This is a genomic window from Haloarchaeobius amylolyticus, from assembly GCF_026616195.1.
GTDB classification, from domain to species: domain Archaea; phylum Halobacteriota; class Halobacteria; order Halobacteriales; family Natrialbaceae; genus Haloarchaeobius; species Haloarchaeobius amylolyticus.
Window position 1 is genome coordinate 100,362 of the sequence record NZ_JANHDH010000004.1, and the last position, 26,875, is coordinate 127,236.

Here is a 26,875-nt window from a genome sequence, read left to right on the forward strand (position 1 = left end):
ATTCCTCCATTCGGGCCGGTTCTCGGAGGTATTCACCCGCTCACAGTCCGCGTCTACCAACGCAGTGTAATCGGGTCAGTCTCCCAGGCCTGTACACGTTCCCGTCCGGGTTCCAGTCCACTGGTCACCTGGCGCGAGCGACCGCCGACCGTATCGAAGGACGAGCGCGAGCACGATCACCCAGACGACGAGTAGCTTCGCCGTAGGTGCGGTGTCGCGGACGAGTGACGCAACCGCCAGTGCTTCCTCGCCGAGCGGCAGGAACGCATTGGCGGCGTTGTTCGCGGCGTGATAGAGCATCGCGACGATGACGTTCCCGCGGGTGGCGTTGAACAGCCCCGTCAATATGAGGCTCGCGCCGATGATGGCACCAACGTATCCCACGAACGAACGCCCAGTCGGCGCGAACGCACCGTCGCCGAGGATGAACAGCGGGGCGTGCCAGAGCGCCCAGTGGAGGCCAACGAGGGTGCCCGCGAACCACGCGCCGTTGCGTTGCTGAAGATGAGGCATGAGGAATCCTCGCCAGCCAATCTCCTCCTGCGCGCCGCCGATAGTCAGAGCGAGCAGGAAGTGGACAACGACCCCGCCGAGGGCCGGTGAGGGGATTCCGACTGGTACTCCCACGAGTGCGAACACAGGCGCACCTGCGACGATGATGGCGACGGGTAACATGAGTGCTAGTACGTACCACCACAGCCTGGTTCGCGGGACCAGTGATCGCGCCCACCCACGGACACTCTCACCAGCCCCCTTCACGCAGATAACGGCGGCTACCGCCGGACCGAACGCACCGAGTAGAACGAGCGGGCCGGGCGGCATCCCGTCGTACAGTACGAACAGTAGCGTCCACAGTCCCCAGGTGAGCGCGAAGTCGAGAACACTGAACGTGACTATCGGATGGTATGCGAATGCGAGCCGACGCCAATCAGTCGAATGCATACACCACGTGAGGAGCCCGGTGATATCGTTCCCGACGCACGGTTTCTGGCTCGGAAACTTGGTCGGGTTTCCATCTGGGATGAGCCGAACCAGCATGTTTCCTGGCTCAATCCACCATCCTCCAAGCGGCCGTACTCCTCCCCGATACGCTCCGCGGCAGGGATGACAGTCGGTACAGCCCAGACGCTACACGCGTGTCTCGAAGGTTCTGTGAGCTCCTGTGGTACTGCACAGCGAACGGGTACTTCCGGTCGCGAGATTGGACGGTGACCGCTGTTCAGACGTCGAACGTGCAATCGTGGCGAAGGGGTCTAGCTGTCATGAACCCCAGCGATCCGGGACCAAGAACGCGAGCGAGTAAGTCTCAGCGTCGAAGACGAACTCCTCCGAGGCGCTGCTGAGACCGTCGTCACGATGGGAACCGATTCGCCCTGCCGTGATGTCGTCACGGTAGCGGACCCGCTGGACGACCGGATGCTACGGGGCGACGGAACGAGGAATCCTTCGCCGGGGTGTCGGTCATGATTCGACCCGCTGGCGGTACCCCAACATGATGGGCGAACGCTCAGACAGCAGCCGTCTCAATCGCGTCGTATGAGACGAACCCAACAGCATTCGGTAATCGACTTCAATATTCATCTCGGCGTTCCTGCCAGCCCCGCCATCGTCGGGCGGCGACTACCGACCCTCGGTATCCGTAGCGCGACCACGGACAGGTCACAATGAGAGGAGCTCGGGCTATGTGGCAATCGCTCCGACCGCAGCGGTTCTTCGACGTCGGCCCTGGGTGGCACTCAGGAGTTCCCCTTCACGGTCAAGCGGAGGGGTTATCCGTGTCAACAGGACTCGTGAACGTCTTCATCCTCTCCAGTTTCGTTTGCGGCGGACTGTTCCTGTGGTTCGTTGCGATACATCATCGAGAGGGGTTCACACGTCAGGACGGAAGTGATTCTCGATGACGACCCGGCGGACATGGGATACGGTGGTCGTTGGTGCAGGACTCGGCGGCCTCACCGCCGGTGCGACCCTCGCACAGCGTGGGCGTGACGTCCTTGTCCTCGAACGACACTCGATTCCGGGCGGTTGTGCGACCACGTTCGACCGCGGCGACTTCGAGTTCGAGGTCAGCCTCCACGAGATCGAAGGCCTCGACGAGCACGATCCAAAACGTGCCATTCTCGAAGACCTCGGGGTGTTCGACGCGCTCTCCTTCGAACCCGTCGACGACCTCTACCGCTATACTCACGGAGAGACTGATCTGGTCGTCCCACACGGCGTCGACGCAGCCATCGATGCACTCACCACCGCGTTCCCTCACGAGGAACGCGGGATCCAGCGGTTCTTCCGCGTTCTCACCGACCTCCGGTCGTCGCTCGCTTCGCTCTCGCGAACGGGCGACTTCTCGCTACCACAGTTCCTCAAGATTCCATTTGAACACCGGACGTTCTTTCGTTACCGCAATGCCACCCTCGGTGAGTTCCTCGACGAAATCATCGAGGATGACGAACTAAAACTCGTCCTCACCGGTAACCTTGGGTACTACCACGACGACCCGTACTCCCTGTCGCTTCCCTACTACGCAGCAGGACAGGGTGGATACTTCATCGGCGGCGGCCACTACATCACTGGCGGCTCTATCGAACTCTCCGAATATCTGGTGGAGTGCATTGAGGACCACGGCGGCCGGGTCGCGTTGGAGCGGCGCGTCACCGACCTCCACGTGGAAGACGGCAGCATCACCGAGGTCGTCCATCACCCGTCGCGACCAGGGTCACGGCAGACAGCAACCGGCCCCGTCGCCACGCCATCGGACCCCGGCGAGGTTCGAACCGAACGTGCGGAGTACGTCATCGCGAACGCCGCCATCCCACTTGTCGCGAGCCAATTGCTCCCCGACCCCTATGGCCAGCAGCTCGCCGCCCAATTCGACGGCTGGGAATACGCGCCTTCCATCACCACGCTGTACCTCGGCTTCGATCGCCCACCGGGGAACCTGGGGACAGATCACTACACGACAGTGCTGACGAATCCGGGTGTCGAGGACCTCGGAGATGCGATACGGGGTCGACAGGGATCCTTCGGGACCAGATCCCTGAACTTCGTCGACTACAGTCAACTGGAGGCAGACCTTGGACCGTCAGGTGCAGCCGTCGGTGCGCTCTCGACGCTCGACTACGAGTCCGAGTGGACTGGGCTCACCGACACTGAGTACCGCGAGAAGAAGGCGCGCGTGACGGACGTCCTCTTGCGGCGCCTTGGCGATGCCTATCCCCGGCTTCCTGACGCTGTCTCGCACGCCGAACTCGCGACCCCGCAGACGATACGCCGCTTTACACTGAACCCCGGTGGGACCGCGTACGGATTCGCACAGACGCCAGAGCAGTCGATGCTGAGTCGTCGAATCGAAGCACCCGTCCCCAATCTGGGGTTCGCCTCCGCGTGGACGTTCCCGGGCGGCGGCTTCACCGGCGCCATTATGGCTGGATCTCGTGCCGCCCACCAGCGACTCGACCGAACAGCGTGAACAATCCAGGCCAACACTACCTATCGACGGCGAGTCCATTTGAGCCACATATCGGCTACAGGAAGGTGCAGCCGCGAGCCCCCACCAGGACATCATATCCTCAGGCACCTCCTTGTGGTGAAATGAGACGATGACCTCTCCTTGCCGTCGCTACGACGGCGCTATTAGCCTCATTTCAGACCGCAAGCCGTACCCCTTACTCGGAGGGAGACCAGAGTTTGGCTGTAGCCGGTACAGTCCGCCGATGACGTACCATGCCACGCCAGCAGGTGGGGTCGGTTTGATTCGCACTCATGTTCCCCACAGTTTTTGACCTATTGATACGCAATGGGATGCGCAGATGCCAGTCTGGGCGAAGACCGACCGAATCTTCTCGGAACCAGCGCCAAGGACACAACTTGGTAACTGCACGAGGTTTCGTTCTCTCCTTGGACTGCTAGTGTCACCGACTCCCTTGACAATAGCCCGCTATGGCCCGAGTTCGTGCTGTCACTACGATGGTAGCTGGACACCGGGCGACTCTTCGAAAGCCGACAATAAACTCTGTATCTGCGATATTGGACACCGAGTGTCTAAAATAAGACCTCTATCGAATACATATGTTTTATTATATCTGGAAACGTTCGAATATCATGAATACTGAGACCATCCTGCAGTTGTTCGCAGGCGGATTGTTCGTTGTCGGCCTCGTCGCTCTTGGACTCAGTAATATCCCGCTCGACGGGGTAGCAATCAATACCGACGATGCGTTTGCGGCAGGCGTCATCTTCACCAGTGTCGGGTTCATCATGTTCGCTGACGTCCGCCGCCGCATGCGCCGTACTCCGAAGTCGCCGTAACCCGGCCAGCACTGTCGGCAGACCGCCTGGCTATCATTCCAATTCCGGAGTGTGACCAAGCTAGAGCCGTAGAACCCGATGAAAGAGTGTTTCCGGGCAAAGACGCTCGGGCGACGTTGGGGGGAGATGGGGGATACCACCCGAGCGTTCTTCGACCTGTCCGCACTAGTAACAGGGCTGTCTAATCACAAAAGTCCACCGTCAGACATATTTTTGATTTGGAACACTTCGACGGGGTGCAGCTCACCTGAACACCCGAGCGATACAGTCGCTATTTGAGCCTGAGCGAGGGTTAATACACGGCTGCTCTTCTCTGTAGCATGCAAAGGAGAATGGTCCTCACAACACTCGGGAGCCTACTGACAGCCGGTTGTCTCGCAACTCAAACAGACGGCAGTAACCGGCTCGCCGATAGCACCCAACCTACCGCCGGTCCCTACATCGAGGGTGACCCTCTTACGACTCGAGATGAGACACACAACGCCAATAATCACACACCGGACGACAGTTCGACACCTGGAGACAATCTGATGACATCCAACCCCACTCCGGGACAGTTTCACAGAAACCTCGAGGTGGCGCAGATAGGGACGAACCCCGCGAACCTGCCCCTCACTGTCGATCTGACTGTTTCGCAGGAGCGAATCACCCGTGAGGTCCCTGGTCAAGTGGTACTCACGGTGACCAACGACGGCAATTCACCTCGGCAAATCGGGCGTCCGTTCTACAAAGGAGCAAGCGTCGAGCATGGACCCCAGGGAATTCTCCTCATCTCTGTCGATGCACCCGAAGCCAGATCCATCGACCTGGCCTGTACCGGAGATGGAAAGACCAGAGAAAATCTGGCCCGGACAGAAGAGTACCCGATTCCTTCGACGATCGATTCGGGCGAAGCAGTCGTCTACGAATTCCTCGTCATCGACGACCCGACCCATCCCGGCTGTCTCCCGCCGAACCGTTATCGGTTTACAAACACCTTCACAGTAGAGGGTGGCCCGGATGGCGGCACGGACTTGACGTTCGAACTCCGGATAACGGATCCGAATTGCTCAGCGGATACTCTGTAGTCCACCTTTGGCTCAGACCCTGTATCCATACAGCACCGAACTCCGGGGCAGGCTTGCCAAAGGTATCCTAGAGACGTGCCGGTGTGAATCAGTGAGGATGGGTCCCTACCCAGACGAGGCCCTCATCCTCGCTCAACTCCCGTTCTGAATCGGCCGTACAGTGAGTAGGCAATCGCGATTAGCCCGAGTAGTTCAGAGCTGTTAGTCGCAATCAAGACGAGATAGTTCGGGAGAGCCGTGAATGTCGGAAGGGCCAGCGCGAGCAATGCCGGTACCGCGGTCAGGAGGACGATGCCAGCCGCAAGGTATAGCATCGGTGGAGAACCGTTACGCCTGTAGCCCTGGTAGGCCTTCAGCGCGATGACGAGGCCGAAGAGCGCCGAGAGCAGGACGGTTACCAGCACCACGAGTACCTGGAACGTACCCCCGGTCTGAGTCACCTGAAGTGGCAAGGTCATCGTAATCCCTCGTAGAGTCGGGTGAAACGGTCAGCGGTCGTCTCTTCGGTTGTATCGATACGGACATCGTACTCTCCGTCCGCGAAACTGATACTGACCCGGTCCACGACGGCCCGATAGATTCGATAATGGTGGCCACTGGACTCGTACTGGAGTTCCTCTGCCAACAGGCCCGCAGCCTGCAAATCCTCTACCCGGCGGTAGACAGTTGGCGGTGACGCATCGATGGCGGTGGCGAGTTCTTTGGCTGACATAGGCTCCCGACTGGTTACCGTGAGGATGGCGCGTGCGTACTCGTCATCGAGCAAGCGAAGCACCTCCGCCCGCTCCACACCCTCACTCACAGTCGAGACACGAGACCAGCGGTGGTAAACGATACAGCACAGTTTCTACGCTAGAAAACCTGCGTCCTGACTTAAGCCCTCGTCCAACAGAGTGGATGTCATAATGCAACTGAGTGCACGTAATCCGCGCGCTCTCATCGGTTTTCTGAGAGCACCAGTTCGCCTCCAGACCTACAAGAATCTCGCGTACCTCGCAGTCCAGTTTCCGCTCGGCATCGCGTACTTCACGACGCTCGTTGCATCGTTAGCACTCGGCATCAGCCTCTCCCTTGTTCTCGTGGGTATCCCCCTCCTCCTCGGGACACTTGTACTCGTCACAGGCATCGTCCGGGCCGAGGGCGAGCTCGCTAACCAGCTTCTCACTGTCGACGTGGAAACCAGAGACGTCGGTATCGAACTGGAGGAGGGACTGCTCCCGTACACGAAAGGCCTTCTTCTGGATGCCGGGACCTACATTGGCCTCGTATACTCCCTGTCCAAACTCTTCGTCGGCGTCGTCACTTTCTCCCTGTTGAGTTTCTGCCTGTCACTGACCGGCGGGCTACTCGCTGCTCCAGTCCTATACAATCATCCGGATTCGTATCACTTCCTCTACGACACGACTTTGACTCTCGCCCCAGAGGTCCGGTTAGTCGACGATTTCTGGTCGATTACCTTCGCGCCCATCATCACGCTTTCCGAGTGGAACGTCGATACACTCGGTGAAGCACTCATCGTCGCGATCCTCGGGCTCGTCGTGCTCATCATCTCGCTGAACATACTGAACGCGTTTGCCCATGGACTGGGTCTCCTGACCGCCCGCGTGCTTCAGCATGCTCGGTCACTCGAAGTGTGATTCATGCGAGTCCAGGGCACCTCTTCGTCGCATTGAGCGATTCCCTAACCGCCCGTATAGCCCCTGTCATTCCTAATTCTACTCCCAGGGAATTACCGCCGTCATCAAACGGATCTCAAGTTGGTGCCTTCAGCAACGGTATAGGGGCTCGTTGGTTGTGCCGGCCTGCTGGGCGGTCGCTGAATGCTACGCATGGGGGCCAGATGGAGATCTCAATGCAGAAGGACCTCCGCTGTACTTCTGCACGATTGCCTGTCTAGCGGAGGTATAACTACCAGCGATTCCAAACCTCGTTCGATGACAGAAATCCCGGACTCGCTCCAGGCACTATTCTCCGCTCGAATCCAGTCCTGTGACGATTCCTACGTTCTCGAGATTCCGTCGAATGAAATCGATGCAGGGTCACTAGACCCCGGTGAGACATACCGGGTTGCCCTGCTCGAGTCGGATACGCCTTCGACCACGACCACGGAGGCTACGCAAACAGATACTTCTCCGGCGTCGGCGAGGGACGAACCAACTCGCCCACCCGTCGACGAAGGGGAAGTTCGCGACCTGACAATCGAGACAATTGGTCAGAAAGGTGATGGAATCGCGAAGGTCGAGCGAGGCTACGTCATCATCGTCCCGAACACCAAGCCCGGAGACGAGCCCAGAGTGCGAATCAAGAAGGTCCGAGAGAACGTTGCATTCGCGAAGGTTCTGGACTGACCATCGATGGCTTCGCGCAGTACCGCGGGCCAAGTTCTGAGTAATCGGCCTTCATCGGCGAGTGACACATATTTTGGTGAAAGTCCCGATGCATGGTTTCCTCTGTAAACTGGCATCTGACCCGCCACGGAGAAAGCCTCAGCCAAATTCTCAAAGTTGCCTCTTTTGTTGTTGTCCTCTGTGCTGTTTTATTTTCCCTTGGAGGATTCGCATCTAGCGAACGGAACCAAATACATAAATACTCTATCAATATGAAAAGCCAATCCCGAACACTCTCTGAATTCATCGACAGCATCTTGTTAACTAGCGATACTCTTCTCCAGAGCTGGTATTTCTCAGTTATCACCTTCACTACCATCGGATACGGGGACCTCTATCCTCTAGGAACCATATCACAAATTCTCGTCTGTGTCGAATCTCTAGCAGGATCTATTCTAGTGGCGTTGTTCATCTTCGTATTGGGGCGTCGCGTCGCCCGCTAAAGTACCAACACTCACCTTCTTTTCCCTAAGGAAGCAAGGAATTAAGGTCCGTTTCGCGGGGCTCAGCATGCTCACTCCAATCGACCAAAAAGCTGCATCGCAATACTCTTCGAGAATCAGCACGCTTGAAGGTCCTCGGCCCCCAGAATGCCGACGAGATAAACGGACTGTCACACCGGAGTTCAGGGGAGATCGGTTTGACAGACTCAGAGAGCTGGGTCTGTCCTTTCACCTGGTGTTCTGAATCAATCTTGTCAGGAGTGTTGTGCTGAATAGAGAGAACGACCACACCAGGGTACCCTCGGGTATTTCACCGGGAAGCCGATGACCCATCCGAGCCATTATCCTGCGTATTCAACAAAAAGTAGAGGACCGTTCTGCGAGGTCGAGACAACTCAAGCTTATCCGACACCCGTGACGTAATGCAGCCATGGACCTCCCCGATGCCTTCCGAGCTCTAGCAGACTGGGCCGCTGACAGCTCCCCACTGTACGAGACCATCTGTCGGGGCATTGCTGAGGATCAGACGTTGCTCGATCTTGCAGAAGAAGTCCCTCCAGACAGATGGGCGCCCCACATCATGTTGAGCGCAGTCCATTATTTACTGCTAAATGGTGCTGATCACACACTCGCACGGTTCTATCCAAGTCTCACAGATTCACCTGAAGATCCGGGTGCGGCGTATCCGAATTTCCGGAACTTCTGTGTGACACACGCCGACGACTTGATTCCATTATTACGACACCGTCGTACGCAGACGAACGCTGTCAGTCGCTGTGCGGGCCTCTACCCTGCATTCTGTTATATCGACCACCAAACATCGATGCCGCTTGGACTTCTCGAACTCGGCACGAGTGCAGGGCTAAATCTGAACTGGAATCGCTACGCGTACGGATACGATTCTGAATGGTTCGGAACGACGGACTCAAACGTAACTGTCCAAAGCTCCGTCCGATCCGGATCGCCCCCGCTTCAACAATCCCCACCAGCTGTTAACACACGTCTCGGAATCGATCTTAATCCGCTTGACCCGACAGACTCGAGCGACGCCGCGTGGCTTCGAGCGTTAGTCTGGCCGGAGCACACGGAGCGACTCGACTTACTCGATGCCGCACTCGAACAAACTCAGACCGATCCGCCCCGGGTCGTCGCTGACGATGCAGTCGAGACACTCGTGAATCACGCTACCTCGATGCCTGACGATGAGACTCTCGTGATATATCACACGGCATTCCTATACCAGTTGTCAGAAGACCAGCGGAACACCCTCCACCAAGCGCTCGCGACAATTGGCGAACGCCGCCCCGTCTGGTGGCTTTCTGGCGATGGCGAGACCGATAGTTCTGGCACGTTCGGCCTTGAACTCACACGGTTCCCCGATGGGGACTCCGTTCAGCTAGGTCAGTATGAACAACACGGTCGTTGGATTGACTGGTGTGATACATAATTCGGATGAGTGCGTTTGGTTCTGCCAGTAGTGGTTGGAAGCCTGCCTACCGATCGAGTAGGAGACTAGTGCACTACACTGACCACAACCCTTCACTCACCTTTTGGCACATTCGCGCAGTGAGTCCAGCACGGGTCGGTTAAACTACTCAGTGGCAGTCAGTACCGGTGCGACCGATGCAGTCAGTAACTGCCATTCAGATATTTCATTCGGTCGCTAGTGAGTCGATTCGCTACAGTTATCGGGCGAAAGTACCGTTACGAGAGCGTATTTCGTTTTGATGACTCACGAATCAACAAGTATGTAGAGGAACACACCGCCAAGAACAACCGAAATCAACCCGGTAATCAGCAACCGTTGGCGGCCATATCCTGGTGAAATAGTCGAGAGTTGCGTAAAAAGAAAGCCGCCAGCGATGATGAAGATGAATCCAAACCCCACCAACAGGAGCGACTGCACGGAGGGGAGACGCATACTCTGTAAACTGGATTCTGACTTGATAACTCATACCCTGCCAGTACCGCTCGGTGCGGGCAGTTCGCTCGTGACCGACTCGCGCTATGTATGCAGCACGGTCGTAGGAACCTCACCAGTCACTGTCAGAAGGCTCGTGCAAGATACAGAGCGCGTACCTTTCACCCTACTCTATAAGACGATTTTGACTGAGCCACCGAACGGAACCGAAGAGTAATACCCAATAATCGGTCGGATGAGAGTCAGTTTTATACCGGTCACCATACAGACTTACGATAGTCTTTCATGAAGGTATATCAGACGGTAGATGGCGACAAAATAACCGTAGAGGCGAATCAGCAGGGGATTAAGCTAACTTCTGATCTCAAATTAACCGTACACGATAATTCTCCAGACCCAATAGCGGCCCACGGTGAGTTGCAATCACAGTCTGCTGGCTCCACGCTGGAAGATTTGTTCCACGAGAATGTACAATTCGATATCGAAGTCGAACTTGCTTCAGGCAAGAAAGAATTCAATGGATGTATGGCAGTTAGCGGCAGCCCAAACAGCATTGAGTGGCAATGCGCGCCAGTGAATCGGTAATTGGACAGAGACCCACTCATTGACGTCGGGTGATAAATACCTCAACCTCTATGCAGCACGCTGCTTCTGGCAGATTCTGAGTGGTTTTCAGTGTGCTGAATTGAGCGCGCGAATGTCGCACCAATTGTTGGGTGGATATCGCGAAATCCCGGATTATCTGGTCATTGCTAAGGAGTTTACCCAGATTCGGGGCTAAAGATGCGTTCACTCTCAGCGGCTCTGGTGAATCACTAGATGGCGTCGACTTCGACCGTTAGAACTAGGAAGTTGAAGCGGGAAACCGTCGATGATTCATGTCTAAGATCTCCCGCTTCACGAGCAAAGCGGTTCGGTTGGCTAAAAATGCTGTCGGTGGGCGAGGCGAAGTCGCCGCCCCCGAAGGGGGTGGCGGCTTCGCCGATTACGCGGTTGTGTCGCTGCACTGTCTGCGGGTTTACCTCGATAAATCCTACCGAGACAGCCTCGATTTGCTGAGCGAGATGCCACATATTCTTGGCGAGATTGGCCTCAGTGAGGCCAATCTCCCTGACCACTCGACGTTAGTAAAGGCGTTTGATAGATTGAAGATGGAGGTGTGGCGAGTGCTGCTGCGCCTGTCGGCGCAGCTGCACGACCCGTCCGGTCACGCCGCTATCGACGCCACATTCTTCGACCGCGAAAACGCTAGCAAGCACTACTGTCGACGGACGAATTACCGCGTTCAAACACTGAAAGCGACGGCGCTCGTCGACACAGAAACACAAGCTGTGCTCGACGTTCACTGTACGACCGGGAAACCGCACGATACCCAACTCGGCTGGCAGGTCGCCCGCCGCAACGCGGGCGACCTGACTAGCCTCGCCGCCGACAAAGGATACGACTGGATGCAATTACGCGAGAAACTCAGAGAAGAAGGCGTGAGACCGCTGATTAAGCATCGCACCTTCCGGCCCATCGACCACGCGCACAACGCGCGGGTCGATGGGCCTCGCTATCGCCAGAGATCGATGTGTGAGACCGTCTTCTCGGCGATTAAACGCACGCACGGCGACGCCGTGCGTGCTCGAATCTGGTTCCGAGAATTCCGTGAACTCGTTCTGAAGTGTGTCGTTCACAACATCAAGCGAGCTGTGACACAGTGAAATCAAGCGCTGTATGGCGATTCACCAGAGCCATGCCAGCTATTACCCCGACCAGGTCTCACGCGTATACGTCGATATAGAACTCCTACAGAACGGAGATTTCCACATCCACTACGTCGAGGAATGGGACGGAGAGAACATGGAGTGTCGGTGGGACCGACACGAGAACCCACACAACGCACGAGACCACTACCATCCGTTTCCAGCAGCATCCACTGATGAGGCTACCGACCGATCGTACCCAGCCGATTTTCTCGATGTTATTGGTGAGGTTCTATCAGACGTCGAAGCGAGGTGGGCCGAGACGTTCGAGGAAACGTAGTTTATTGCTCAACGCTGCAGGCCCAGACGCTCATGACAGGGCAGCTGCAGCACGGTAAGCTGGCGTATTCAATCGACGTTGCAAGGCGGGATTTTTCGGGGTGGGGAAAAAGTGGAGTGCGCGATGTCCTTCGCGTGATGTTGGCTCAGGTATTCAAGCGTCAGGACCCCCTTTAACCAACAGAACTGACGAATATCCGATTCTGTTGGTTAGGCCATCGATTTTGAACGTGCATTCCTCCAAATCGACGGTCTATCTCAGCTAGCTTCAGTGAGACATCGGTTTGACAGACTCAGAGGGCTGGGTCTGTCGTTGTTTGCCGCGGTAGAACCTGAACGACGGTTACCTTTGCCGGTACAATCGTATTGGCCGGCCGATTACTGCCGCGAGTAACCGAAACACTACAAGTATAGGACAAGAATCGCGGCTATGGATATTCGGCTTCTGGCGAAAGGAGTGGCCTTCTATACGGTAGTTATGGGGGCAATCACGGTTGGTTTCGTATATTCCGTGACTCACTCAGGACTTTACATGGTAGGTGCGGCAGGAATCGGTGTGCTATTAGCAGTGCTCGGAGGCGCATCGGGCGGAACAGTGAGTGCAGGCGGTGCTGGGGGAGCGCCCTACGTTGGGGGAGGAGGCGAAGGAGGACTTAGCGAGATGATGCTCAAAGACATCCAAACGGGTCCGATTACAGGGAAGTTCGGCAGTGGTCTTATTCTCGTCCTCTTCGGATTCGGACTGGTTCTGTGGTCCAGTGTTGTTCTCGTCTTCTTTCAGTCCGGATTACAGTAATCGTCCGGAAGAGACGCACACTCGGTCTGTCACTGTATCTTGATTCAGGACCGGAATAGAACACCTCGAAAGCCCCCGCACGCTCGCCGTCTGCGCCTCGCTGCGCTCCTCGTTCCTGCGGTGCTTACGTCGTCTCGACTGTCGAGCGCACGGCCCCTTTCAGCCCCACCCGAGTGACTAGTTGAACACTGTCGCTTCCAGTATACCAGCTCGAACGCGAACGACAAGTCCCGACATCGGAGTCCAGCGTTTGCCCGCTCATCGTCGACGGCACGCCCCGCTCGCCGCTGCCGCCCTCCGCAGCGCTCGCGACCGACCATTCCGGGCATGCGGCGAGCAAGCTCGCCGTTCCGGGCCATGCTCGCTCCCTGCGGTCGCTCATGTGCCTTCGACGCCAGCGGGTAAGCCCGTCGGTTGCGCCCCTCGCGGGCTTTCGCGTTCCAGCGCTTGGTGCCGGAGCGCTCGCCGAGTCACGACCGCCCCGACTCGGCGAGCGCGCCGACAGTCGCCCTGGACACGGACCCGCTGTCCGGGCCGGACCGAGGGCGGGCTTATCCCGCTGGACGCTCGCTCCGGGCGGGTCGGCGCGCGGTTCTGGTAACTTGTTCTCTTTCGGCGCGCTCTCGCTCGCGCCCCAGGGGACGCGAGCGAAGGCGCAAGCGAGAGCGCGCGATGGATGAGTTGGTCGTCGAGGAATGCCAGGGCTGGAGAGTCGTGGTGGTCGGAAAAAGACGCCGAGTGAGCGCCTTCGGAGCAAGCAACTCCAATGTATAATAGCAACAAGCTCAGTGAAGAAGTTTCGGTTCCAGAACGATACAGAGACCCCACGGACGCGTACGTGGTCGAGGAGACGCCGACGCTCGAAGCGACGGTGGAACTGGAGATCCAGGCAAAGGTGGACTGCAACCACCCCGACGTGAACCCGGAAGCGATGACTCTCGAAGCGGAGGAACGGATGGCGGCGCGCGAACTGGAGATCGGGCGAACGCGAGAGCGGTTGGACCGAGGACAGGAGTCGACCCGGGAGGCAGAGTGTCGAACCGACGTGGAAGCGCAGGCGGCGACGCTGGAGGGCGTCTGGGAGCCAACGCCCGACCCCAGAGAGAGGCTCAGTCGCGAGGAGCTGGGGAAGGTGAACGAGAAGGCGGCGAAGATTCACAGTCGCATCGAACACGGGAGTTCGAGAGCGGCCATCGCGAGGCAGTTGGCTGAGCGCGTCGCAGACGGTGGGAGCGTCCTGAGCGCGGTCATCGCCGTGAGTGAAGCCGAGCGAGACCGGCCCGGGACCATCGTCCCCATCGCCAGCCTGGAAGACGTGCAACGTCGTGAGGTGTGTATCCAGGGTCGTGTGAAAACGCTGTGGGAGCCCGCGCACCCATCCATTCAGCAAGTCGGGCTCATCGAGGACGACTCTGGGACGACGAAGTTCACGGTGTGGAAGCGCTCAAACGCAAAGGTCGTTCGTGAAGGCGAACTCGTGCGGATGCGGAACGTCGCGAAGAACTGGTATCAGGGGCGTGTCTCGGTGGCTGTGACGGGCTGGTCGCGGCTGACCTTCCCCGAACGCGACCGGTGGTGGGAGCAGTAGTCGACGCCGGCGGTCCTTTCTTTTTCGTCGCCTCCACCACCCAACACCCGCCTCCCCACCCACCGCTCCGTGCTCGCTGCGCTGCGCGCGCAGCCACGACCTTATTGATCTGAATAGTCCCAGAGCGTTTTATCAGGAGTCTCTATCGTCGCCCCACACTTTGGGCAGTAATCTTCGATCGTCTCCTGGTCGTAGAGATAGTGATCGCACTCGGGAGGGCTAGCCTGGAAGTACACATCGTCCCAGTCGATGTCCGGTTCTCGACCGTAGAGACAGAAGGTACTATGCTCTGAGCGCCCTCGGTGGTTCGTCACTAACCGAACAGGGCAGTACAGACACTCTCGGAGTTCGATTCGCGGCTGGCCAGAGCGGTTCGTCCAGAGCGTTTCTCGACGTCCCCATTCATGAAACCCCTTCGGCCCCCTGCAGCGCTCAATTTCAGGTCGTTTAGCAAGCAGTTTCTCCACCTGCGCGGAATGGTACTTTCTTCCTGCCCACTTCCAGAACGGGTCCTGGTCGTATTCACGTACGATCGCATTTTTGAGCGCTTTAAGAGGGAAGTCGGGGCCGTGCTCGTCGCTCCCGGTGAAGGTGTAACTACCGTCAGGTTCGTGGATTCGACGCAGTTCGCACCGCTGGTCGACACAGATATCGTACGTGATCAGGTCCTCCATACCACGGGGATGCGCATACGAAGGGACTCGCGCCCACGCGTGCTCGCCGCTGTATAGAAGCGGCTGACAGTTCGTATGCCGGTGTACATTGCTTGTCCGCTGGGCATATCCAGCGCCGTCGTCACGCTTGAACTCGGCGTCAATCGTGTCGTAGTCGAACGTCTCACGAAGGATTGTTTCTGCGCGTATCCAGACGACGGAGTACCCAGCGGCCAAGTAGTCATGTGTCACCTGCTGGAGGTCCTTATCTTCGTGACTGTGCTGCACCTCGACGGCGAGGCCCTCCCCGAAGTATGGATTCCAATCGGTAAACGTCGCGAGAGCGTCAGCGCGGCGTTCCGATACAGGTGTCGGCACCTCAGATACGTCGATGTTCACCTCTGTCTCAACCGGAGCGCTTTCCCCAAACTGCTGGTGAAGAGCGACCTCAACGCGGGCTACTGCTCGCTCGTGCATCTCCGATTCTCCCCCATTCGAACAGCGCTGGCCGGCGGAATCTGATACGTGGTAGAAGTGTCGAGCCTTCCCTGGTGCCGATCGCGGATACATAGTGCCACCGCACACAGGACACGTGACGGCTACTCCATCGTTGACAATGGCGGGGACGACTGGGCAAGCATCAAGACGACCCCGGAAGGGCATATTTTGACAGAATGCCTCATTAAACAAGTACTCTCGCCTAGGCACCAGGCTGGTTTGCCTGGAGTTGGAGTACCTGAATCGTGATTACCCTCTTTGTGTATGATTGACTCGGTGATAGATGCATTCTTCTTAATGTCGTTCTGTTCGCTTCTGAAGGCGCTGCGACCGTTCTGAAGGGGACAAAGGATAAGTTGTAGTCCATCTTACAACAGAGTTGACGTGATCGTTGAGTCTCTGTATGAGATAATTAGAGACCCACTTACCTTCTACTTGTACTCCTATTTTTTCCACTATCGGTTCTTCGTCAATTCGGTAAACCGAATTCTGGAAATAGGTGTTCTTATTCTAAGTGTCATTGCCGGCGTTCTAGTTGGCTTACTCCGTTTAGCACCTAAGATTATCAATGGAGGAGTGAAAGCAGTCATAACGGCCGTTCTTGGAATAGTTCTGACAGCCGTCTATCTTTTGACGTGGATGGTTCCTTTTGCCGGAGGAAGGGTTCAACGGGTCAGAAGCCGGATTATTGAAGGCTGGGCAGTCTCATATTTTCAAATCCAGGCTCAAAAGCTTCGTAGTATACTCGTCGAGGTGGCTTCCGAGGGGGATGAGCCAAATGCTGAGTTCGCTGACCCAGAGCATTACAGAACCGAACTCAGAGACGTGAAAGAAGACGCGAAGACACGGCTAGAGAACGGAGAGACAGCACTCTCAATCCTACTCGGTGCAGTTCTGATTTCTGCAAAGGTGGCAGGGATACGGATTTTTGAGGTCCAGGTTCAAGGTGCACAGGCTTCTCTAATCATCGAGATCTGGTTGCTGGTGATCGCGGTTTCCATTATTTACCGCGTGGCCATAATGGATTTCTTGGCTTACTCACCGGATCACGAATTCGGTTCGATTGAAGAGATGGATACAGCGTTAGCGTATCAAAAAGCAGTGTGCTTGTTGAGTATAGTTCAGGGTTTGACCTTACTGATGGTCTTCGTATACAGTATCTCAGGCACCAGATCAGATATCGTAAAACCGGTATTGAGGGAGGTGTACGCTGAAGGAAGAGATGCAACAGAGTGGATTCCTATGGCCTGGAGAATGATTCGAGAGGGAAACGAGAACTGATATAGGCTCCTCCAGTAGCTTTCTCGGCTGAAAATTTGGTTGTATTCTGTTTGAGCATGACTCCTGAGAAGACAGCGGAGGTAGTACTTGGTTGGAGGGATGTCTGTCTGCGTTTTCGCGGGAAGGATTGCGAAGTGGGTGAGCGTCATCGCGAAGAATAGGACGACCCCTGACAGCCGGATTTTCATGACCAGTGCCTTCAGTTCTGTATTAGTCCTCCTAGTGTTGCTCCGACTGAGATGACCCAGAGAAGCATCCCTACTTCAAAAATGAAGTAGACAGGGTCGAATCCAAGTGATGTAGCTACTCTTGAGTGAACAAATTGTCCACTAGAGTTCCTCACGGCATTTTATCGCTCCCTCAGGGGTGAGGGAGAATCCTCAGATGTCGACAGACACAGACCCAACCAGCGACGAACAGTACAGACTTCCAGCCGACTTCGAGACGACCGAGCATGTCACACGAACCGACACCGGAGCCTCAATCAAGATCACGATGACCCGGGGTACGGGCACTCGGGACCAGGACCGCCTCGAAGGGAAGGTGAAAGCACCGACTGTCGAACAGGCGAAAGCCGACGTGGATGAACTATTCCCGAAGCTGTGCCGCCTCGCCGAAGCCGCACGAGCGTTCGACCCGAGCATCGACACGACCGAATAATCACATTTTCACCATCCATGACTCCACATCCATACGAATCCGACAGCCACGAACAGTTCGAACGACGCCAGCTCGCCCGAGACCGTGACCACAACAATGCACTCCAAATCGCAGAGGAGGACGCACGACACATCGTCACCGACCTCGTCGACGCCGGCATCGTCGCCCCAAATCCAGAATCGAAGCAGTTCAGACACCGCCCAACCGGAGAAGTATTCCACTCCTGCATCTGTCTCGCCTACTTCCATCGCGGCTGGCTAGCCGGCGTCGACGGCTGAGCCATTTATCCTCCACCTGAGGGGTGAGAGACTTCGATTTCCACTCTCTGGATGGTCAGTTTCGATAGATTCAGACCAGGCGGAAGCCACTGGCGACGACTCTGAAGACCTGATAGCCGCCCAGACTGGTCTCGATTATCCGGACAGCCCTCGTACTCTGTAGCATCCGGATTCAGATCTCAGTTTCTTGCTCGATTACATGCTTGAAGTATTCGAGCTCGACAAGCGTGTGTTCGTAGGCTTCTCGTTCGATGTCTCCAATAGCGGTCAGCGCTTTTTCAGCAATGATTCCGAGCACTGTCACCGGTACGTGGGCCCATACCCGGTGAGAGAGTCGAGTCTGTCCAGCCGTCCGTTCGAGCTGTACGGTCCCGCCCTCTTCGACGGTGACTGTGACTGGGAATGGAGGCAGCGAATACGTACAGGTACCGATCCAACTGAACCGGCGCTCTTCGACGACGTCACGGATATCTGCCTTTATCATTCCCTTGACTGGCCCAACAGACTCACGCTGAAAGAAGCGAAGGTCGTCTCGGAGTGGCTTCTTCGGGTCCATGACGACCCACGTGCCGTCGTGGTCTGGATTGGACTGTTCCCAGAGCGTTTCGAATTCCTCCAGATGGGACCACACTGTCGCCGGTGATGCATCGATGCTGACCGCGGCACGTGCCTCTATCATACATCAGAAGTCCTTTCGCAGTGAGATTGGAGTTTCACCCGAGTATATACGGAGTGTTCTTATTGAAAACGAGTGAACCGACTACCATGCACTCCGCCTCAGGGGTTCTCGTCTGGAACGATGGGCAGCTCCACCCCCTGCAAGCCGCAATCGAAGCCAGTCCGGCCGTGACGATTGAAAAGACACATCAGATCAACAGAGTTGGCGAACGGTTCGTCGAATTGAGCGAGTTCTCGGGCAATATAGCCAAGCTCGAGCAGGTGCTCTCTACTGAGGATTCCGTGCGCGACTTCACAGTCACGCATAAGACCGGACTCGCGTATGTCGAGTACGGCCAATCGTCGTCCCTAGCGGAACTGTTTGCTATCCTCACTGCATACTCGCTCGTCCTCATACCGCCAGTCGAATACACCGATGAGTATCCCGCTTCTGGGATTCGCCTTACAGTCGTGGGGACGGAGGCAGCGATAACGCAGATTACATCGAATATTCCCTCAGGGATTGACCTCTACCCAGAGCACGTCGGGGAATACGTTCCTGGGGGCAGTCAGCTGGAGGATTTGCTCACTGAGCGGCAACGCGACGTATTCGAGGTGGCCGTTGAGCTGGGCTACTACGAGATCCCCCGGGAAGCGACACACAAAGAGATTGCAGCAGCCGTGGACCGTGCTCCAGCGACAGTCTCGGAACAACTTCAGCGAATCGAAGCGAATCTACTGCCCCGCTATCTCAAGGGGTGAGCTCATTAACTATGGCCCGAGTATAATCGGAGTCGAATATACGCCTGATGGGTAGAGAGTATCTGTATGTCTCGGACGGACACATCTATTCTCGTTGTTGGTGGCTACGGTACTATTGGCCGGACTGTCTGTCGGGAACTCGCCGACAGCGAGCGGGAAAAGATACTTGCTGCAGGTCGATCTCCCCAGAAAGCCCGTCGATTTGCACGGTCGGTCGATGGCGTCGAGCCGCGAACGTTCGATGTGAGCGACGAGATGCACCACGCAGACGTCCTCAAAGACGTTGGAACGGTGGTGATGTGTCTGGACCAGGACGCCCCACACTTCGCAGAGGCATGTCTCGAGCGCGGAATCGACTACGTCGATATCTCGCCGACAGATTCGCTTCTCCGGGCGATTGAATCGTTCGACGAGGTCGCTCGCGGTCATGGCGCAACTGCCGTCCTCAGTGTTGGACTGTCTCCTGGGATGACGAACCTCTTCGTCGCCGAAGCACGTGAGGAACTCGATACTGTCGACCGAGCCGATATCACCCTGTTGCTGGGTATCGGTGAGGCGTTCGGCCCAGATACGGTCAAATGGACGATCGAGGATGCTCTGGGGAACTTCTCGGTTCAGAGTGACGGCGAAACGACTTCAGTGACCGGGCTCACTGATCCTCGGACGGTCGAGGTTCCCGGATGGGGGAGACGCCGAGCGTATCGGGCAAATCTCGCGGATCAACATGTACTCGCACGGACGACTGATATCCCAGTAATCGAGAGCCGGTTGTGTTATGACTCTCGTGTCCTGACTCGGTACCTCGCGGTGTTACGCCGAACCGGATTGTTCGAACCAATCGTGTCGTTGCTCGGCGTCGATGGAATCGTCCGACTGGCCGAGGTTTTCCCGTTCGGGTCCACGGAGTCGGTGATTAAAACCGAGGTCAGCGGTCGTGTGGACGGCCAGCTGAAACGAATCGACCAGTGGGTTCGGGGCCCCGATCAGGCTCGGGCAACTGCGATTGTCACTGCTCGAATCGCGCAAGCGCTGGGGCCCTCGCATCCGGCAGGCGTCCATCACATTCACGAAATATTCAGTAGTATCCAACTGTCGAAGGATTTACTCGAGTCTGGGTACGCTGTGGGGCGTTCAGAACACTGTGGAGAAAACTCCTAGCGTGGCTGCAGAGTATCTGGTCGGTCGCCCACAACTGAATCCAGGGGCTTCCGCCTTTCATCTCCGAGAGTTGTGCACGCGGTAATTGCCAAGGGGAGGTCAACACCTGGTTGGTGCGTGTTACACAGAGCTATGACGATAGAGAACAAGTGGAGACCATGGATTCAGACTCACACGGCACTATAGCTCTCGGACTCGGCCTTGGAAACGCTCTTGGGGCCGGTACCGGGGTAGCGATCGGCGCTATCACTGGCGACCTTCCCTTTTGGTTAGGAATTGGCATCGGCCTCGGAGCGAGCATGGGAACCGCGATGGGTGTCGTGGTATCCCGCGGCAGAAACACTGGTGAGACGGGCGAGACTGAAGGTTTCAAATCAGTGTGATCGCCGGTTCAACATCCCAAACGCTAGCGCACACTGAGAGGTGCGCTTCCACTCGAAGACCTCTGCCCAGAGTGGTTTCGAGTTGGAACAAGATGATAATCGATCATAGTATCAAGCGGGCCTGTGCCAATCTGGTGAGTCATATAGAGTAGTAGAAACTCATCAACGTACCTCGGGAAAATTACCAACTATCCCGTCCATTTTGTGATGTCCGTCTACAAATACCACCACAGAGCACCAACGGATATCACGTATTGATTACCGATGTGGTTATATCTCCACTGGCCGTACCTCGGTCAATCGGCGGACAGTGGGGTAAATCATGAGCACCAATCCTTCGACCAGCACCCCTCCTGGCCACCCTGATTCGACAGCAACTAGAGTCCTCCACGTCGACAGCAGTGCCGAATTCACCAGCGCCACACGCGACTTTCTCGAGAGGAGCAGTTCGGAGTTCGACATTCACTCGGTGAACACCGTCAAACAAGGACTTCGACTCCTCGAGTCGAAGAAATTCGACTGCGTCGTCAGCGAATACGAGATGGCAGGGCAAGACGGCCTTGACCTACTCCAGGCAGTTCGTGACTCCCATCCTGACCTCCCGTTTATTCTCTTTACTGAAAGCGGGTCTGAGGAGGTCGCTTCTCAAGCGATTACAGACGGTGTGTCTGGATACCTCCTGAAGGGCAATCCAGATCAGTTTGAACTCCTTGCAACCCGGATTCTGAGTCTCGTCGAGAGACCGCGAAAGAGCGACGCACTGGCAGCAATTCAGGAGCGAAACGAACGCCTCGGCCGGGTCTCTGCCGACGCGTTCTTCGAATGGAATCCCGCGACGAACAAGGTGTGGCGGAGCGATGGCTACTCGCGCGTGTTCGACTATGGTGATGACGAAGTCGGGGACGACTTCGACTGGTGGAAGGCTCGGTTGCACCCTTCTGATCGCGAACGTGTCCTCCATCGACTGCACTCCGTGCTCGAAGACGGTTTACCGCGGTATGAGGATTCTTTTCGGTTCAAGCTCGGAAACGGGACATACGGCCATGTCTCGGCACGAGCGTGTGTGACTTACGATTGCGAGAACCAACCAAAGACCGTCACCGGGGCTCTAACCGACATCTCGGACCGAATCATCCGCGAACGAGAACTACAGCGGTCCAATACCCGCCTCGAACTCGCACTGGAAGGAACCGATACTGGGGTCTGGGAATGGGACCTCGAAAGTGACGAGGTGATCTGGGACGAGACGACAGCGCGACTCTTCGGCGTTCAGCCTGACACCTTCGAGGCGGATTTCGAGTCGTATCTATCGCTGATACACGCTGCCGACAGACAGCAGGTGAGACAGGCTATCGATAGCGTCCTCGAGACTGGTGAATCGGCTAGTATCGTCCACCGAACCCACCCCGACCATACCAGTCCTGTTCGGTGGATCGAGGGGAAAGGAAGGCTAATCCAGCGGGGGGGAGTGCCGGTCCGCATGGTCGGCCTCTGCCGTGACATCACCACAGCACGCGAGCGGCAGTTACAACTCGAGCGGCAGGCTGAACAGTTGTCCGAATTCGCGGGTCTCGTTAGTCATGACCTCAGGGGACCGCTCTCTGTCGCCTCTGGCTATCTCGAGCTCATCGACCCCATCGACGACGCTCAGTCGGAATCCATCGCTGCTGTAGCGAAGATGCATCGTAAAATGGATACATTAGTCTCTAACCTACTTTCGCTTGCACAACAGGGACAACCAATCGGGACGCTGTCACCGGTTTCGGTGGCAGCCGTGGCCCAGACAGCATGGAATTTAGTCGAGACGGAGGGTGCAACCCTCCGGGTCGAGCCCGACGCTACTATCCTCGCCGATGAGGACCGCCTCCCGCAGCTCCTCCAGAACCTCTTCCAGAACGCAGTCGTCCATGGGACAGAATCCCGCCAACCCGACGACGTGCAAGATGACCCAGATAGAGGGGAGGACCAACTCGGAATCGAGACAGGACAAGCGTCTGTCGAGAGAGACACTGGTCCTATGACCGTTTCGGTTGGATGGTTCCAGAAGCCCGGGACGGATAGCGAGTCGGTCGGCGGACTCTTCGTCTCAGACCAAGGACCGGGCATCGACGAAGCACACCGAGATCAGGTCTTCGACGCTGGTTTCTCACTTTCATCTGGCGGGACTGGCTTCGGTCTGGCGATTGTCCACCGTATCGCGACAGCCCACGGCTGGGGGGTCAGGGTCACTGAAAGTGACACCGGCGGTGCTCGATTCGAATTCACCGGGGTAAAGCGAGTTCGTGGCGAGGAGGGCAGTCCATCGTGGTCACCTGAATCCGGCCTGGAGTGAAGAACAGGAGTCGTTCGGGGTAGTCGCAGTTCCGCCATTTTATCTCCCCCTGACGGGTGAGGGGGACTTCTAGTTCTCCTCGGAGATGCACGATGTCGATGAATTCCTACCAAAAAGTTGCCAGCAGCGACAGCACCGAAGACGAAGAAACGACTCACACGCAGTTCGACGACTCCGACAGCCGTCGCGACGAGATGCACGACTCGCTGGAAGCGTGGGTCGACCAGTTCGCCGAGCTCTCAGACGAAGCCAGAGCCAGCGCAGAACTGCAGGAGTGGCTCGAGGTCCAATCGCACTTCCACGACTACTCGTATCGGAACACGCTGCTCATCAAGCACCAGTGTCCCCACGCGACGAACGTCGCCGGCTACAACACCTGGGTGAACGAGTTCGACCGCCACGTCCAGGAGGGCGAATCGGCCATCTGGATCTGGGCACCCATCATCACGAGCAAATGCCCTGGCTGTGGGAACTCACCTTCGTATCACGACAGTAGCGACTGTGAATACGACGAGACGCCACCCGACGAGTGGGACGACGGGCTGGTCGGCTTCAAACCCGTCCCCGTGTTCGATGTCTCCCAGACGGACGGCGAACCCCTCCCCCAACTCGAAACCGAAGCACAGGGTGACGGCGGCGGCGAGGCCGAACTCCTCGATGCGCTGCTCAGAGCCGCTCCAGAACTGGGCGTTCGTGCGACCATCGTCCCACCGGAGAACTGGGAACACGGGAGCGCAGACGGCGTGTGTACCGAGCGAAGCACCTACGACTGCTCCCTGCTCGTCGAGGTGAAAGACACCGAGAACGAGGCACACGTCGCCAGTGTGCTCGCCCACGAGTACGCACACGCTCTCCTGCACTTCGACGTCGACGACCGAACCGAACAGGAGAAACGTGAGGTCGAAGCCGAGAGCACTGCCTACGTCGTCTCACAGTACTTCGGGCTGGATGCCTCGAACAGCGCGCTCTACGTCGCTGCCTGGGACGGTGACCCTGCAGATGCAATTCGCGAGCGGTTACAACGGATTGTGGGTACTGCACGGGAGATTATCGAGGCCATCGACCGACAGGGAACCTGAACTAAACAGGGGATACTTCTATGATATTCCAGTGATTATCGATAGACGAACTGAACCCATGCCCGGCGAACCAACGCCGATTCCACCGTATGCCGAGGATTGCCTCGACGTCCTGTCCGGGACTATCTCACCGCCCGAACCCGGCATCGACGAAACAACCGCGAAACAAGTGCTGGTGAATGAAGGATTCACGAAGGGCGACGCGAAAGAGGCGCTCGAAGTACTGGAGATGCGTGGGTATATCTATCGGGTGAACTCCGAGATTCGGATCACAGATTGAAGCTTTCGACAGTGGGAGACCTCCCTGCTCGCTTCACATTTTTCCTATCTTCAGTTCGCAGAGGCCATTTTATCGGCCCCTACCGGGGTGCGGGGCCATTCTCGTGAGCATCATGCAGATCAGTAGCTCTGACTGGAGGTGATACTTCCAGCTCCCGAATGCCCCGGCAGCGATGCGTAGTCGGCGTTTCTGGTCGACTGCCCGAGCATTAAAATACGATACTGGAACTAAGCAGATCATGACAGAGACAACGTGGTACACTGCCGATCTTGACCTCGCTGAGCTTGTTGACGAACTCCCCAGGGAACGTGTCCTGACCCGTGTTCAGGTCCGGGAAGATATCACGGCCGAAGAGCGTGAACTCGTCGCTGCCCACCTCCGTGGGCTCGCTGCGTCGTTGAGTGAACAAGAAGAACATCCTCGCCCGCAGGTCGAATGACTTAGCCGAGGTCGATCCGGAACACCAGCTCCTCGCTCCCGTCGATCTCACTGGGGTTGAACGTGAACGTTACGTCACCACTGAGGGTGAAACCGTTCTTCAAATCCGCGCTGTCGATGAGGAGGTTCTTCGTCTGCCCATCACCGCTCACAGAGAGACCGTCCGGAGAGCCGATACTCGCTCCATCCAGTGTGAGCGAATCCACACTGATGGATTTGCTCGCGCCGCCATTTCGTGTCTTCAACAGGATACCGAGTTCCCCGTCGTCAGGCGTCGGTGCTGGCTGTTCGCTCACCACGGTCCCATCGACCTCGAATTCGAGTTTGTCCGTACTCGGATTGTATCGGAGCTCGAAGTCGTACGTCGACCCGGCTGTGGGAGTGAACGATGTGCTCGAAATCTTCGCGTCGCCAGCGTTCGAATTTCGAATCTCGACCCTGGGTTGACTGTCTTCGTTCACCAGCCGCATGTTCCGGTCAGGGCTCGTCATCCGACTATTCGCCCATCCATTCGACGTTCCCTGATTAGTCGCAGAGAACACCGGGCTACCAGATGCACTGAACGTGCGAGTCGCGAGGACAGTCGAGGTCTCACCGCTTGGACTTTTCCAGACGAGTTGAACCTTCCGCGACGAGCCAACCGACACGTCGACTTCGTCACCCGCAGTCACCGCTGTTGCACCTCCAAGGTTTACCCACGATTCCTCGACGCCATCGTGCAACACGTACAATTCCGTCCCAGAGAGTTCCGTTCCACCCTGATAGCTGATAGTCGTCTTGCCGCTTACGCTGTCGTATTCGTACGAGAACGCGCTTTGTGGCGGTGATTCAGTCGCGCGTTCACCCAGATCGAAGACGAACGTCCCCGCTGCGGCTGCAAGAACGAGCACGAGTGCGATCATCAGGACCGTTGATAGCGCAGAACTCACTCCTCGACGATTCCCCAGACTCCCCGTCAATTCCCCCATCATACTCCCGTTCGATTGTGGATTACTGTAAGAGGTGATTCTTCTTTCGGCCGAAATACCGAATATGTGAGTGACTGTTCTGCAGAGACGGCCAATTTTTCTGCGCCTCAACGGGTGAGGCGCTCATCGTGAGAGCGTCCGTGTTCTCCATGACTGGCAGACAGACTACCCTCGACAGCGCACTGTTCATCGAACGACCGAGCCCCCGAGGCCCGCCAGCGACGAAAGCCGAACTCTGCAAGCGTGCGGCCGAGTACGCACAGACTGTTGCCCTGAACGAGGATCTCTCGACAGTGTCGTGGAAGGTGTCGTCGCGAGCGAAGCGCCGTGCCGGTGCCTGCCGCTACAACTCGCACACTGGAGCCATCACGATTCGTCTGACCTGGAAAGCACACCGGAAGTTCGGCTGGGAGCAGTTCAAGCGGGTCATCCGGCACGAACTCATCCACGCATGGGAGTTCCAGACCTTCGGCGAATCCTCCCATGGCGACCGGTTCAAGCGGAAGGCTGACGAACTGAACGTCGACGTCCACTGTCCCAAGTTCGTCGAGCTGCGGTTGCTGCTTGAGTGTGAGGACCACAACTGCCACTGGGAAGCTCATCGATACCGGGCATCGAAGGCCGTGAGCCAGCCGGAACAGCGTCGCTGTGGGTCCTGTCACAGCCGATACCGCGTCACCCACGTCGCGACCGGCCGGTCGTGGCAGACGAATCGCGAATATCGGAAACTTCGGAAGGAGATCGGAGGCGAGTGGTAGGGCAAAATCAATCTCCAACAAGTCCCTCACATAGGTACGAGGGGGAAGCCCATGGCTTCAGTCGTGGGATAAAGCCGACAATGAATCGATTGTTCCTGGGGGAGAAGTTCCTCGTATCGAACGACTGGTGTTGTGGAGGGGAGGGGAGGGGAGGGG

Annotated in this window: 29 protein-coding genes; 22 read left to right on the forward strand and 7 right to left on the reverse strand. The window is 57.0% G+C overall.

What is annotated here, in order from left to right; all coding sequences use genetic code 11:
- Positions 1 to 75: 75 nt before the first annotated feature.
- Positions 76 to 1,038, reverse strand: a complete 963-nt coding sequence (locus tag NOV86_RS21830; RefSeq protein WP_267643954.1) for a CPBP family intramembrane glutamic endopeptidase — start codon at positions 1,036 to 1,038, stop codon at positions 76 to 78.
- Between the two features lie 859 nt (positions 1,039 to 1,897).
- On the opposite strand from NOV86_RS21830, the gene NOV86_RS21835 reads away from it, so the two are divergent.
- The 3 genes from NOV86_RS21835 (at position 1,898) to NOV86_RS21845 (ending at position 5,372) form a co-directional block, all read left to right on the forward strand.
- Positions 1,898 to 3,466 carry a phytoene desaturase family protein gene (locus NOV86_RS21835; protein WP_267643955.1) on the forward strand — a complete coding sequence of 523 codons (1,569 nt, stop codon included), beginning with the start codon at positions 1,898 to 1,900 and terminating at the stop codon, positions 3,464 to 3,466.
- A 632-nt stretch (positions 3,467 to 4,098) separates the two neighbouring features.
- Entirely contained in the window at positions 4,099 to 4,305 is a 207-nt protein-coding gene (locus NOV86_RS21840) for a hypothetical protein (protein WP_267643956.1), read from the forward strand.
- Positions 4,306 to 4,835: 530 nt separating this feature from the next.
- Complete coding sequence (locus tag NOV86_RS21845) at positions 4,836 to 5,372, forward strand: hypothetical protein (protein WP_267643957.1); 537 nt, start codon at positions 4,836 to 4,838, stop codon at positions 5,370 to 5,372.
- Between the two features lie 122 nt (positions 5,373 to 5,494).
- Here the strand turns inward: NOV86_RS21845 and NOV86_RS21850 are convergent, their stop codons facing one another.
- On the reverse strand, positions 5,495 to 5,830 hold the full coding sequence (locus NOV86_RS21850; RefSeq protein WP_267643959.1) for a DUF7521 family protein: 336 nt from the start codon (positions 5,828 to 5,830) through the stop codon (positions 5,495 to 5,497).
- Positions 5,827 to 6,174 (reverse strand): ArsR/SmtB family transcription factor, encoded by a 348-nt coding sequence (locus NOV86_RS21855; RefSeq protein WP_267643960.1) that lies wholly within the window; start codon positions 6,172 to 6,174, stop codon positions 5,827 to 5,829. Before NOV86_RS21855 ends, NOV86_RS21850 begins: the two co-directional genes overlap by 4 nt.
- A gap of 103 nt (positions 6,175 to 6,277) precedes the next feature.
- Here NOV86_RS21855 and NOV86_RS21860 point away from each other — a divergent pair, with 103 nt between their 5' ends.
- The 4 genes from NOV86_RS21860 to NOV86_RS23325 all read left to right on the forward strand — a co-directional run bounded on the left by NOV86_RS21860 (position 6,278) and on the right by NOV86_RS23325 (position 9,649).
- Complete coding sequence (locus NOV86_RS21860; RefSeq protein ID WP_267643961.1) at positions 6,278 to 7,009, forward strand: sensor domain-containing protein; 732 nt, start codon at positions 6,278 to 6,280, stop codon at positions 7,007 to 7,009.
- Positions 7,010 to 7,306: 297 nt separating this feature from the next.
- Positions 7,307 to 7,720 (forward strand): TRAM domain-containing protein, encoded by a 414-nt coding sequence (locus NOV86_RS21865; protein ID WP_267643962.1) that lies wholly within the window; start codon positions 7,307 to 7,309, stop codon positions 7,718 to 7,720.
- Positions 7,721 to 7,812: 92 nt separating this feature from the next.
- Positions 7,813 to 8,202: a potassium channel family protein gene (locus tag NOV86_RS23320; protein ID WP_368408806.1), complete on the forward strand. Its 390-nt coding sequence runs from the start codon at positions 7,813 to 7,815 to the stop codon at positions 8,200 to 8,202.
- A gap of 430 nt (positions 8,203 to 8,632) precedes the next feature.
- The gene (locus NOV86_RS23325) at positions 8,633 to 9,649 is read left to right on the forward strand and encodes a DUF2332 domain-containing protein (RefSeq protein WP_368408807.1); all 1,017 of its coding nucleotides are present in this window, start codon (positions 8,633 to 8,635) and stop codon (positions 9,647 to 9,649) included.
- Between the two features lie 285 nt (positions 9,650 to 9,934).
- Here NOV86_RS23325 and NOV86_RS21870 read toward each other — a convergent pair whose 3' ends face one another.
- Positions 9,935 to 10,123, reverse strand: coding sequence for a hypothetical protein (locus tag NOV86_RS21870; protein WP_267643963.1), 189 nt, complete (start codon positions 10,121 to 10,123; stop codon positions 9,935 to 9,937).
- Positions 10,124 to 10,408: 285 nt separating this feature from the next.
- Here NOV86_RS21870 and NOV86_RS21875 point away from each other — a divergent pair, with 285 nt between their 5' ends.
- The 5 genes from NOV86_RS21875 to NOV86_RS21890 all read left to right on the forward strand — a co-directional run bounded on the left by NOV86_RS21875 (position 10,409) and on the right by NOV86_RS21890 (position 14,534).
- Positions 10,409 to 10,708, forward strand: coding sequence for a hypothetical protein (locus NOV86_RS21875; protein ID WP_267643964.1), 300 nt, complete (start codon positions 10,409 to 10,411; stop codon positions 10,706 to 10,708).
- 293 nt (positions 10,709 to 11,001) lie between these two features.
- Complete coding sequence (locus NOV86_RS21880) at positions 11,002 to 11,829, forward strand: IS5 family transposase (RefSeq protein ID WP_267643966.1); 828 nt, start codon at positions 11,002 to 11,004, stop codon at positions 11,827 to 11,829.
- 13 nt (positions 11,830 to 11,842) lie between these two features.
- On the forward strand, positions 11,843 to 12,151 hold the full coding sequence (locus NOV86_RS21885) for a toxin-antitoxin system TumE family protein (protein WP_267643967.1): 309 nt from the start codon (positions 11,843 to 11,845) through the stop codon (positions 12,149 to 12,151).
- Positions 12,152 to 12,580: 429 nt separating this feature from the next.
- Positions 12,581 to 12,946 (forward strand): DUF8070 family membrane protein, encoded by a 366-nt coding sequence (locus NOV86_RS23435; protein ID WP_464379859.1) that lies wholly within the window; start codon positions 12,581 to 12,583, stop codon positions 12,944 to 12,946.
- Positions 12,947 to 13,712: 766 nt separating this feature from the next.
- Entirely contained in the window at positions 13,713 to 14,534 is an 822-nt protein-coding gene (locus tag NOV86_RS21890; protein ID WP_267643968.1) for a DNA-binding protein, read from the forward strand.
- Positions 14,535 to 14,635: 101 nt separating this feature from the next.
- Here NOV86_RS21890 and NOV86_RS21895 read toward each other — a convergent pair whose 3' ends face one another.
- Positions 14,636 to 15,664 (reverse strand): hypothetical protein, encoded by a 1,029-nt coding sequence (locus NOV86_RS21895; RefSeq protein WP_267643970.1) that lies wholly within the window; start codon positions 15,662 to 15,664, stop codon positions 14,636 to 14,638.
- A 405-nt stretch (positions 15,665 to 16,069) separates the two neighbouring features.
- On the opposite strand from NOV86_RS21895, the gene NOV86_RS21900 reads away from it, so the two are divergent.
- The 3 genes from NOV86_RS21900 (at position 16,070) to NOV86_RS23440 (ending at position 17,904) form a co-directional block, all read left to right on the forward strand.
- Positions 16,070 to 16,966: a hypothetical protein gene (locus tag NOV86_RS21900; RefSeq protein ID WP_267643972.1), complete on the forward strand. Its 897-nt coding sequence runs from the start codon at positions 16,070 to 16,072 to the stop codon at positions 16,964 to 16,966.
- A 384-nt stretch (positions 16,967 to 17,350) separates the two neighbouring features.
- Positions 17,351 to 17,626: a DUF7389 domain-containing protein gene (locus tag NOV86_RS21905; protein ID WP_267643973.1), complete on the forward strand. Its 276-nt coding sequence runs from the start codon at positions 17,351 to 17,353 to the stop codon at positions 17,624 to 17,626.
- A 17-nt stretch (positions 17,627 to 17,643) separates the two neighbouring features.
- The gene (locus NOV86_RS23440) at positions 17,644 to 17,904 is read left to right on the forward strand and encodes a DUF8069 family protein (RefSeq protein ID WP_464379858.1); all 261 of its coding nucleotides are present in this window, start codon (positions 17,644 to 17,646) and stop codon (positions 17,902 to 17,904) included.
- A gap of 172 nt (positions 17,905 to 18,076) precedes the next feature.
- Here the strand turns inward: NOV86_RS23440 and NOV86_RS21915 are convergent, their stop codons facing one another.
- Entirely contained in the window at positions 18,077 to 18,583 is a 507-nt protein-coding gene (locus NOV86_RS21915; RefSeq protein ID WP_267643976.1) for an SRPBCC family protein, read from the reverse strand.
- Between the two features lie 86 nt (positions 18,584 to 18,669).
- Here NOV86_RS21915 and NOV86_RS21920 point away from each other — a divergent pair, with 86 nt between their 5' ends.
- From NOV86_RS21920 to NOV86_RS21945, 6 genes are all read left to right on the forward strand, one after another.
- Positions 18,670 to 19,323 carry a helix-turn-helix domain-containing protein gene (locus NOV86_RS21920; protein WP_267643977.1) on the forward strand — a complete coding sequence of 218 codons (654 nt, stop codon included), beginning with the start codon at positions 18,670 to 18,672 and terminating at the stop codon, positions 19,321 to 19,323.
- A 66-nt stretch (positions 19,324 to 19,389) separates the two neighbouring features.
- Positions 19,390 to 20,481, forward strand: coding sequence for a saccharopine dehydrogenase family protein (locus NOV86_RS21925; protein WP_267643978.1), 1,092 nt, complete (start codon positions 19,390 to 19,392; stop codon positions 20,479 to 20,481).
- Between the two features lie 705 nt (positions 20,482 to 21,186).
- A complete protein-coding gene (locus NOV86_RS21930) occupies positions 21,187 to 23,196 on the forward strand; it encodes a hybrid sensor histidine kinase/response regulator (RefSeq protein WP_267643979.1) in 2,010 nt (669 codons plus the stop codon).
- Positions 23,197 to 23,288: 92 nt separating this feature from the next.
- Positions 23,289 to 24,275 (forward strand): M48 family metalloprotease, encoded by a 987-nt coding sequence (locus NOV86_RS21935; protein ID WP_438266728.1) that lies wholly within the window; start codon positions 23,289 to 23,291, stop codon positions 24,273 to 24,275.
- Positions 24,276 to 24,333: 58 nt separating this feature from the next.
- Positions 24,334 to 24,555 (forward strand): hypothetical protein, encoded by a 222-nt coding sequence (locus tag NOV86_RS21940; protein WP_267643980.1) that lies wholly within the window; start codon positions 24,334 to 24,336, stop codon positions 24,553 to 24,555.
- A 238-nt stretch (positions 24,556 to 24,793) separates the two neighbouring features.
- Entirely contained in the window at positions 24,794 to 24,994 is a 201-nt protein-coding gene (locus tag NOV86_RS21945; protein ID WP_267643981.1) for a hypothetical protein, read from the forward strand.
- 1 nt (position 24,995) lies between these two features.
- Here the strand turns inward: NOV86_RS21945 and NOV86_RS21950 are convergent, their stop codons facing one another.
- Positions 24,996 to 25,964 (reverse strand): choice-of-anchor W domain-containing protein, encoded by a 969-nt coding sequence (locus NOV86_RS21950; protein ID WP_267643983.1) that lies wholly within the window; start codon positions 25,962 to 25,964, stop codon positions 24,996 to 24,998.
- Positions 25,965 to 26,110: 146 nt separating this feature from the next.
- Between NOV86_RS21950 and NOV86_RS21955 the strand changes: the two genes are divergently transcribed.
- Positions 26,111 to 26,719: a SprT-like domain-containing protein gene (locus NOV86_RS21955; protein ID WP_267643984.1), complete on the forward strand. Its 609-nt coding sequence runs from the start codon at positions 26,111 to 26,113 to the stop codon at positions 26,717 to 26,719.
- Positions 26,720 to 26,875 lie beyond the last annotated feature (156 nt).

Bases quoted from the DNA above. Each gene is read 5' to 3' on its own strand.
- NOV86_RS23320 (WP_368408806.1), top strand. From the start codon at position 7,813: ATGGTTTCCTCTGTAAACTGGCATCTGACCCGCCACGGAGAAAGCCTC.
- NOV86_RS21950 (WP_267643983.1), bottom strand. From the start codon at position 25,964: ATGATGGGGGAATTGACGGGGAGTCTGGGGAATCGTCGAGGAGTGAGT.
- NOV86_RS21835 (WP_267643955.1), top strand. From the start codon at position 1,898: ATGACGACCCGGCGGACATGGGATACGGTGGTCGTTGGTGCAGGACTC.
- NOV86_RS21885 (WP_267643967.1), top strand. From the start codon at position 11,843: ATGGCGATTCACCAGAGCCATGCCAGCTATTACCCCGACCAGGTCTCA.
- NOV86_RS23325 (WP_368408807.1), top strand. From the start codon at position 8,633: ATGGACCTCCCCGATGCCTTCCGAGCTCTAGCAGACTGGGCCGCTGAC.
- NOV86_RS23435 (WP_464379859.1), top strand. From the start codon at position 12,581: ATGGATATTCGGCTTCTGGCGAAAGGAGTGGCCTTCTATACGGTAGTT.
- NOV86_RS21850 (WP_267643959.1), bottom strand. From the start codon at position 5,830: ATGACCTTGCCACTTCAGGTGACTCAGACCGGGGGTACGTTCCAGGTA.
- NOV86_RS21880 (WP_267643966.1), top strand. From the start codon at position 11,002: ATGTCTAAGATCTCCCGCTTCACGAGCAAAGCGGTTCGGTTGGCTAAA.
- NOV86_RS21915 (WP_267643976.1), bottom strand. From the start codon at position 18,583: ATGATAGAGGCACGTGCCGCGGTCAGCATCGATGCATCACCGGCGACA.
- NOV86_RS21925 (WP_267643978.1), top strand. From the start codon at position 19,390: ATGTCTCGGACGGACACATCTATTCTCGTTGTTGGTGGCTACGGTACT.
- NOV86_RS21945 (WP_267643981.1), top strand. From the start codon at position 24,794: ATGACAGAGACAACGTGGTACACTGCCGATCTTGACCTCGCTGAGCTT.
- NOV86_RS21935 (WP_438266728.1), top strand. From the start codon at position 23,289: ATGTCGATGAATTCCTACCAAAAAGTTGCCAGCAGCGACAGCACCGAA.
- NOV86_RS21865 (WP_267643962.1), top strand. From the start codon at position 7,307: ATGACAGAAATCCCGGACTCGCTCCAGGCACTATTCTCCGCTCGAATC.
- NOV86_RS21845 (WP_267643957.1), top strand. From the start codon at position 4,836: ATGACATCCAACCCCACTCCGGGACAGTTTCACAGAAACCTCGAGGTG.
- NOV86_RS21870 (WP_267643963.1), bottom strand. From the start codon at position 10,123: ATGCGTCTCCCCTCCGTGCAGTCGCTCCTGTTGGTGGGGTTTGGATTC.
- NOV86_RS21860 (WP_267643961.1), top strand. From the start codon at position 6,278: ATGCAACTGAGTGCACGTAATCCGCGCGCTCTCATCGGTTTTCTGAGA.
- NOV86_RS21930 (WP_267643979.1), top strand. From the start codon at position 21,187: ATGAGCACCAATCCTTCGACCAGCACCCCTCCTGGCCACCCTGATTCG.
- NOV86_RS23440 (WP_464379858.1), top strand. From the start codon at position 17,644: ATGACTCCACATCCATACGAATCCGACAGCCACGAACAGTTCGAACGA.
- NOV86_RS21830 (WP_267643954.1), bottom strand. From the start codon at position 1,038: ATGCTGGTTCGGCTCATCCCAGATGGAAACCCGACCAAGTTTCCGAGC.
- NOV86_RS21920 (WP_267643977.1), top strand. From the start codon at position 18,670: ATGCACTCCGCCTCAGGGGTTCTCGTCTGGAACGATGGGCAGCTCCAC.
- NOV86_RS21895 (WP_267643970.1), bottom strand. From the start codon at position 15,664: ATGCACGAGCGAGCAGTAGCCCGCGTTGAGGTCGCTCTTCACCAGCAG.
- NOV86_RS21955 (WP_267643984.1), top strand. From the start codon at position 26,111: ATGACTGGCAGACAGACTACCCTCGACAGCGCACTGTTCATCGAACGA.
- NOV86_RS21875 (WP_267643964.1), top strand. From the start codon at position 10,409: ATGAAGGTATATCAGACGGTAGATGGCGACAAAATAACCGTAGAGGCG.
- NOV86_RS21940 (WP_267643980.1), top strand. From the start codon at position 24,334: ATGCCCGGCGAACCAACGCCGATTCCACCGTATGCCGAGGATTGCCTC.
- NOV86_RS21890 (WP_267643968.1), top strand. From the start codon at position 13,713: ATGTATAATAGCAACAAGCTCAGTGAAGAAGTTTCGGTTCCAGAACGA.
- NOV86_RS21905 (WP_267643973.1), top strand. From the start codon at position 17,351: ATGTCGACAGACACAGACCCAACCAGCGACGAACAGTACAGACTTCCA.
- NOV86_RS21840 (WP_267643956.1), top strand. From the start codon at position 4,099: ATGAATACTGAGACCATCCTGCAGTTGTTCGCAGGCGGATTGTTCGTT.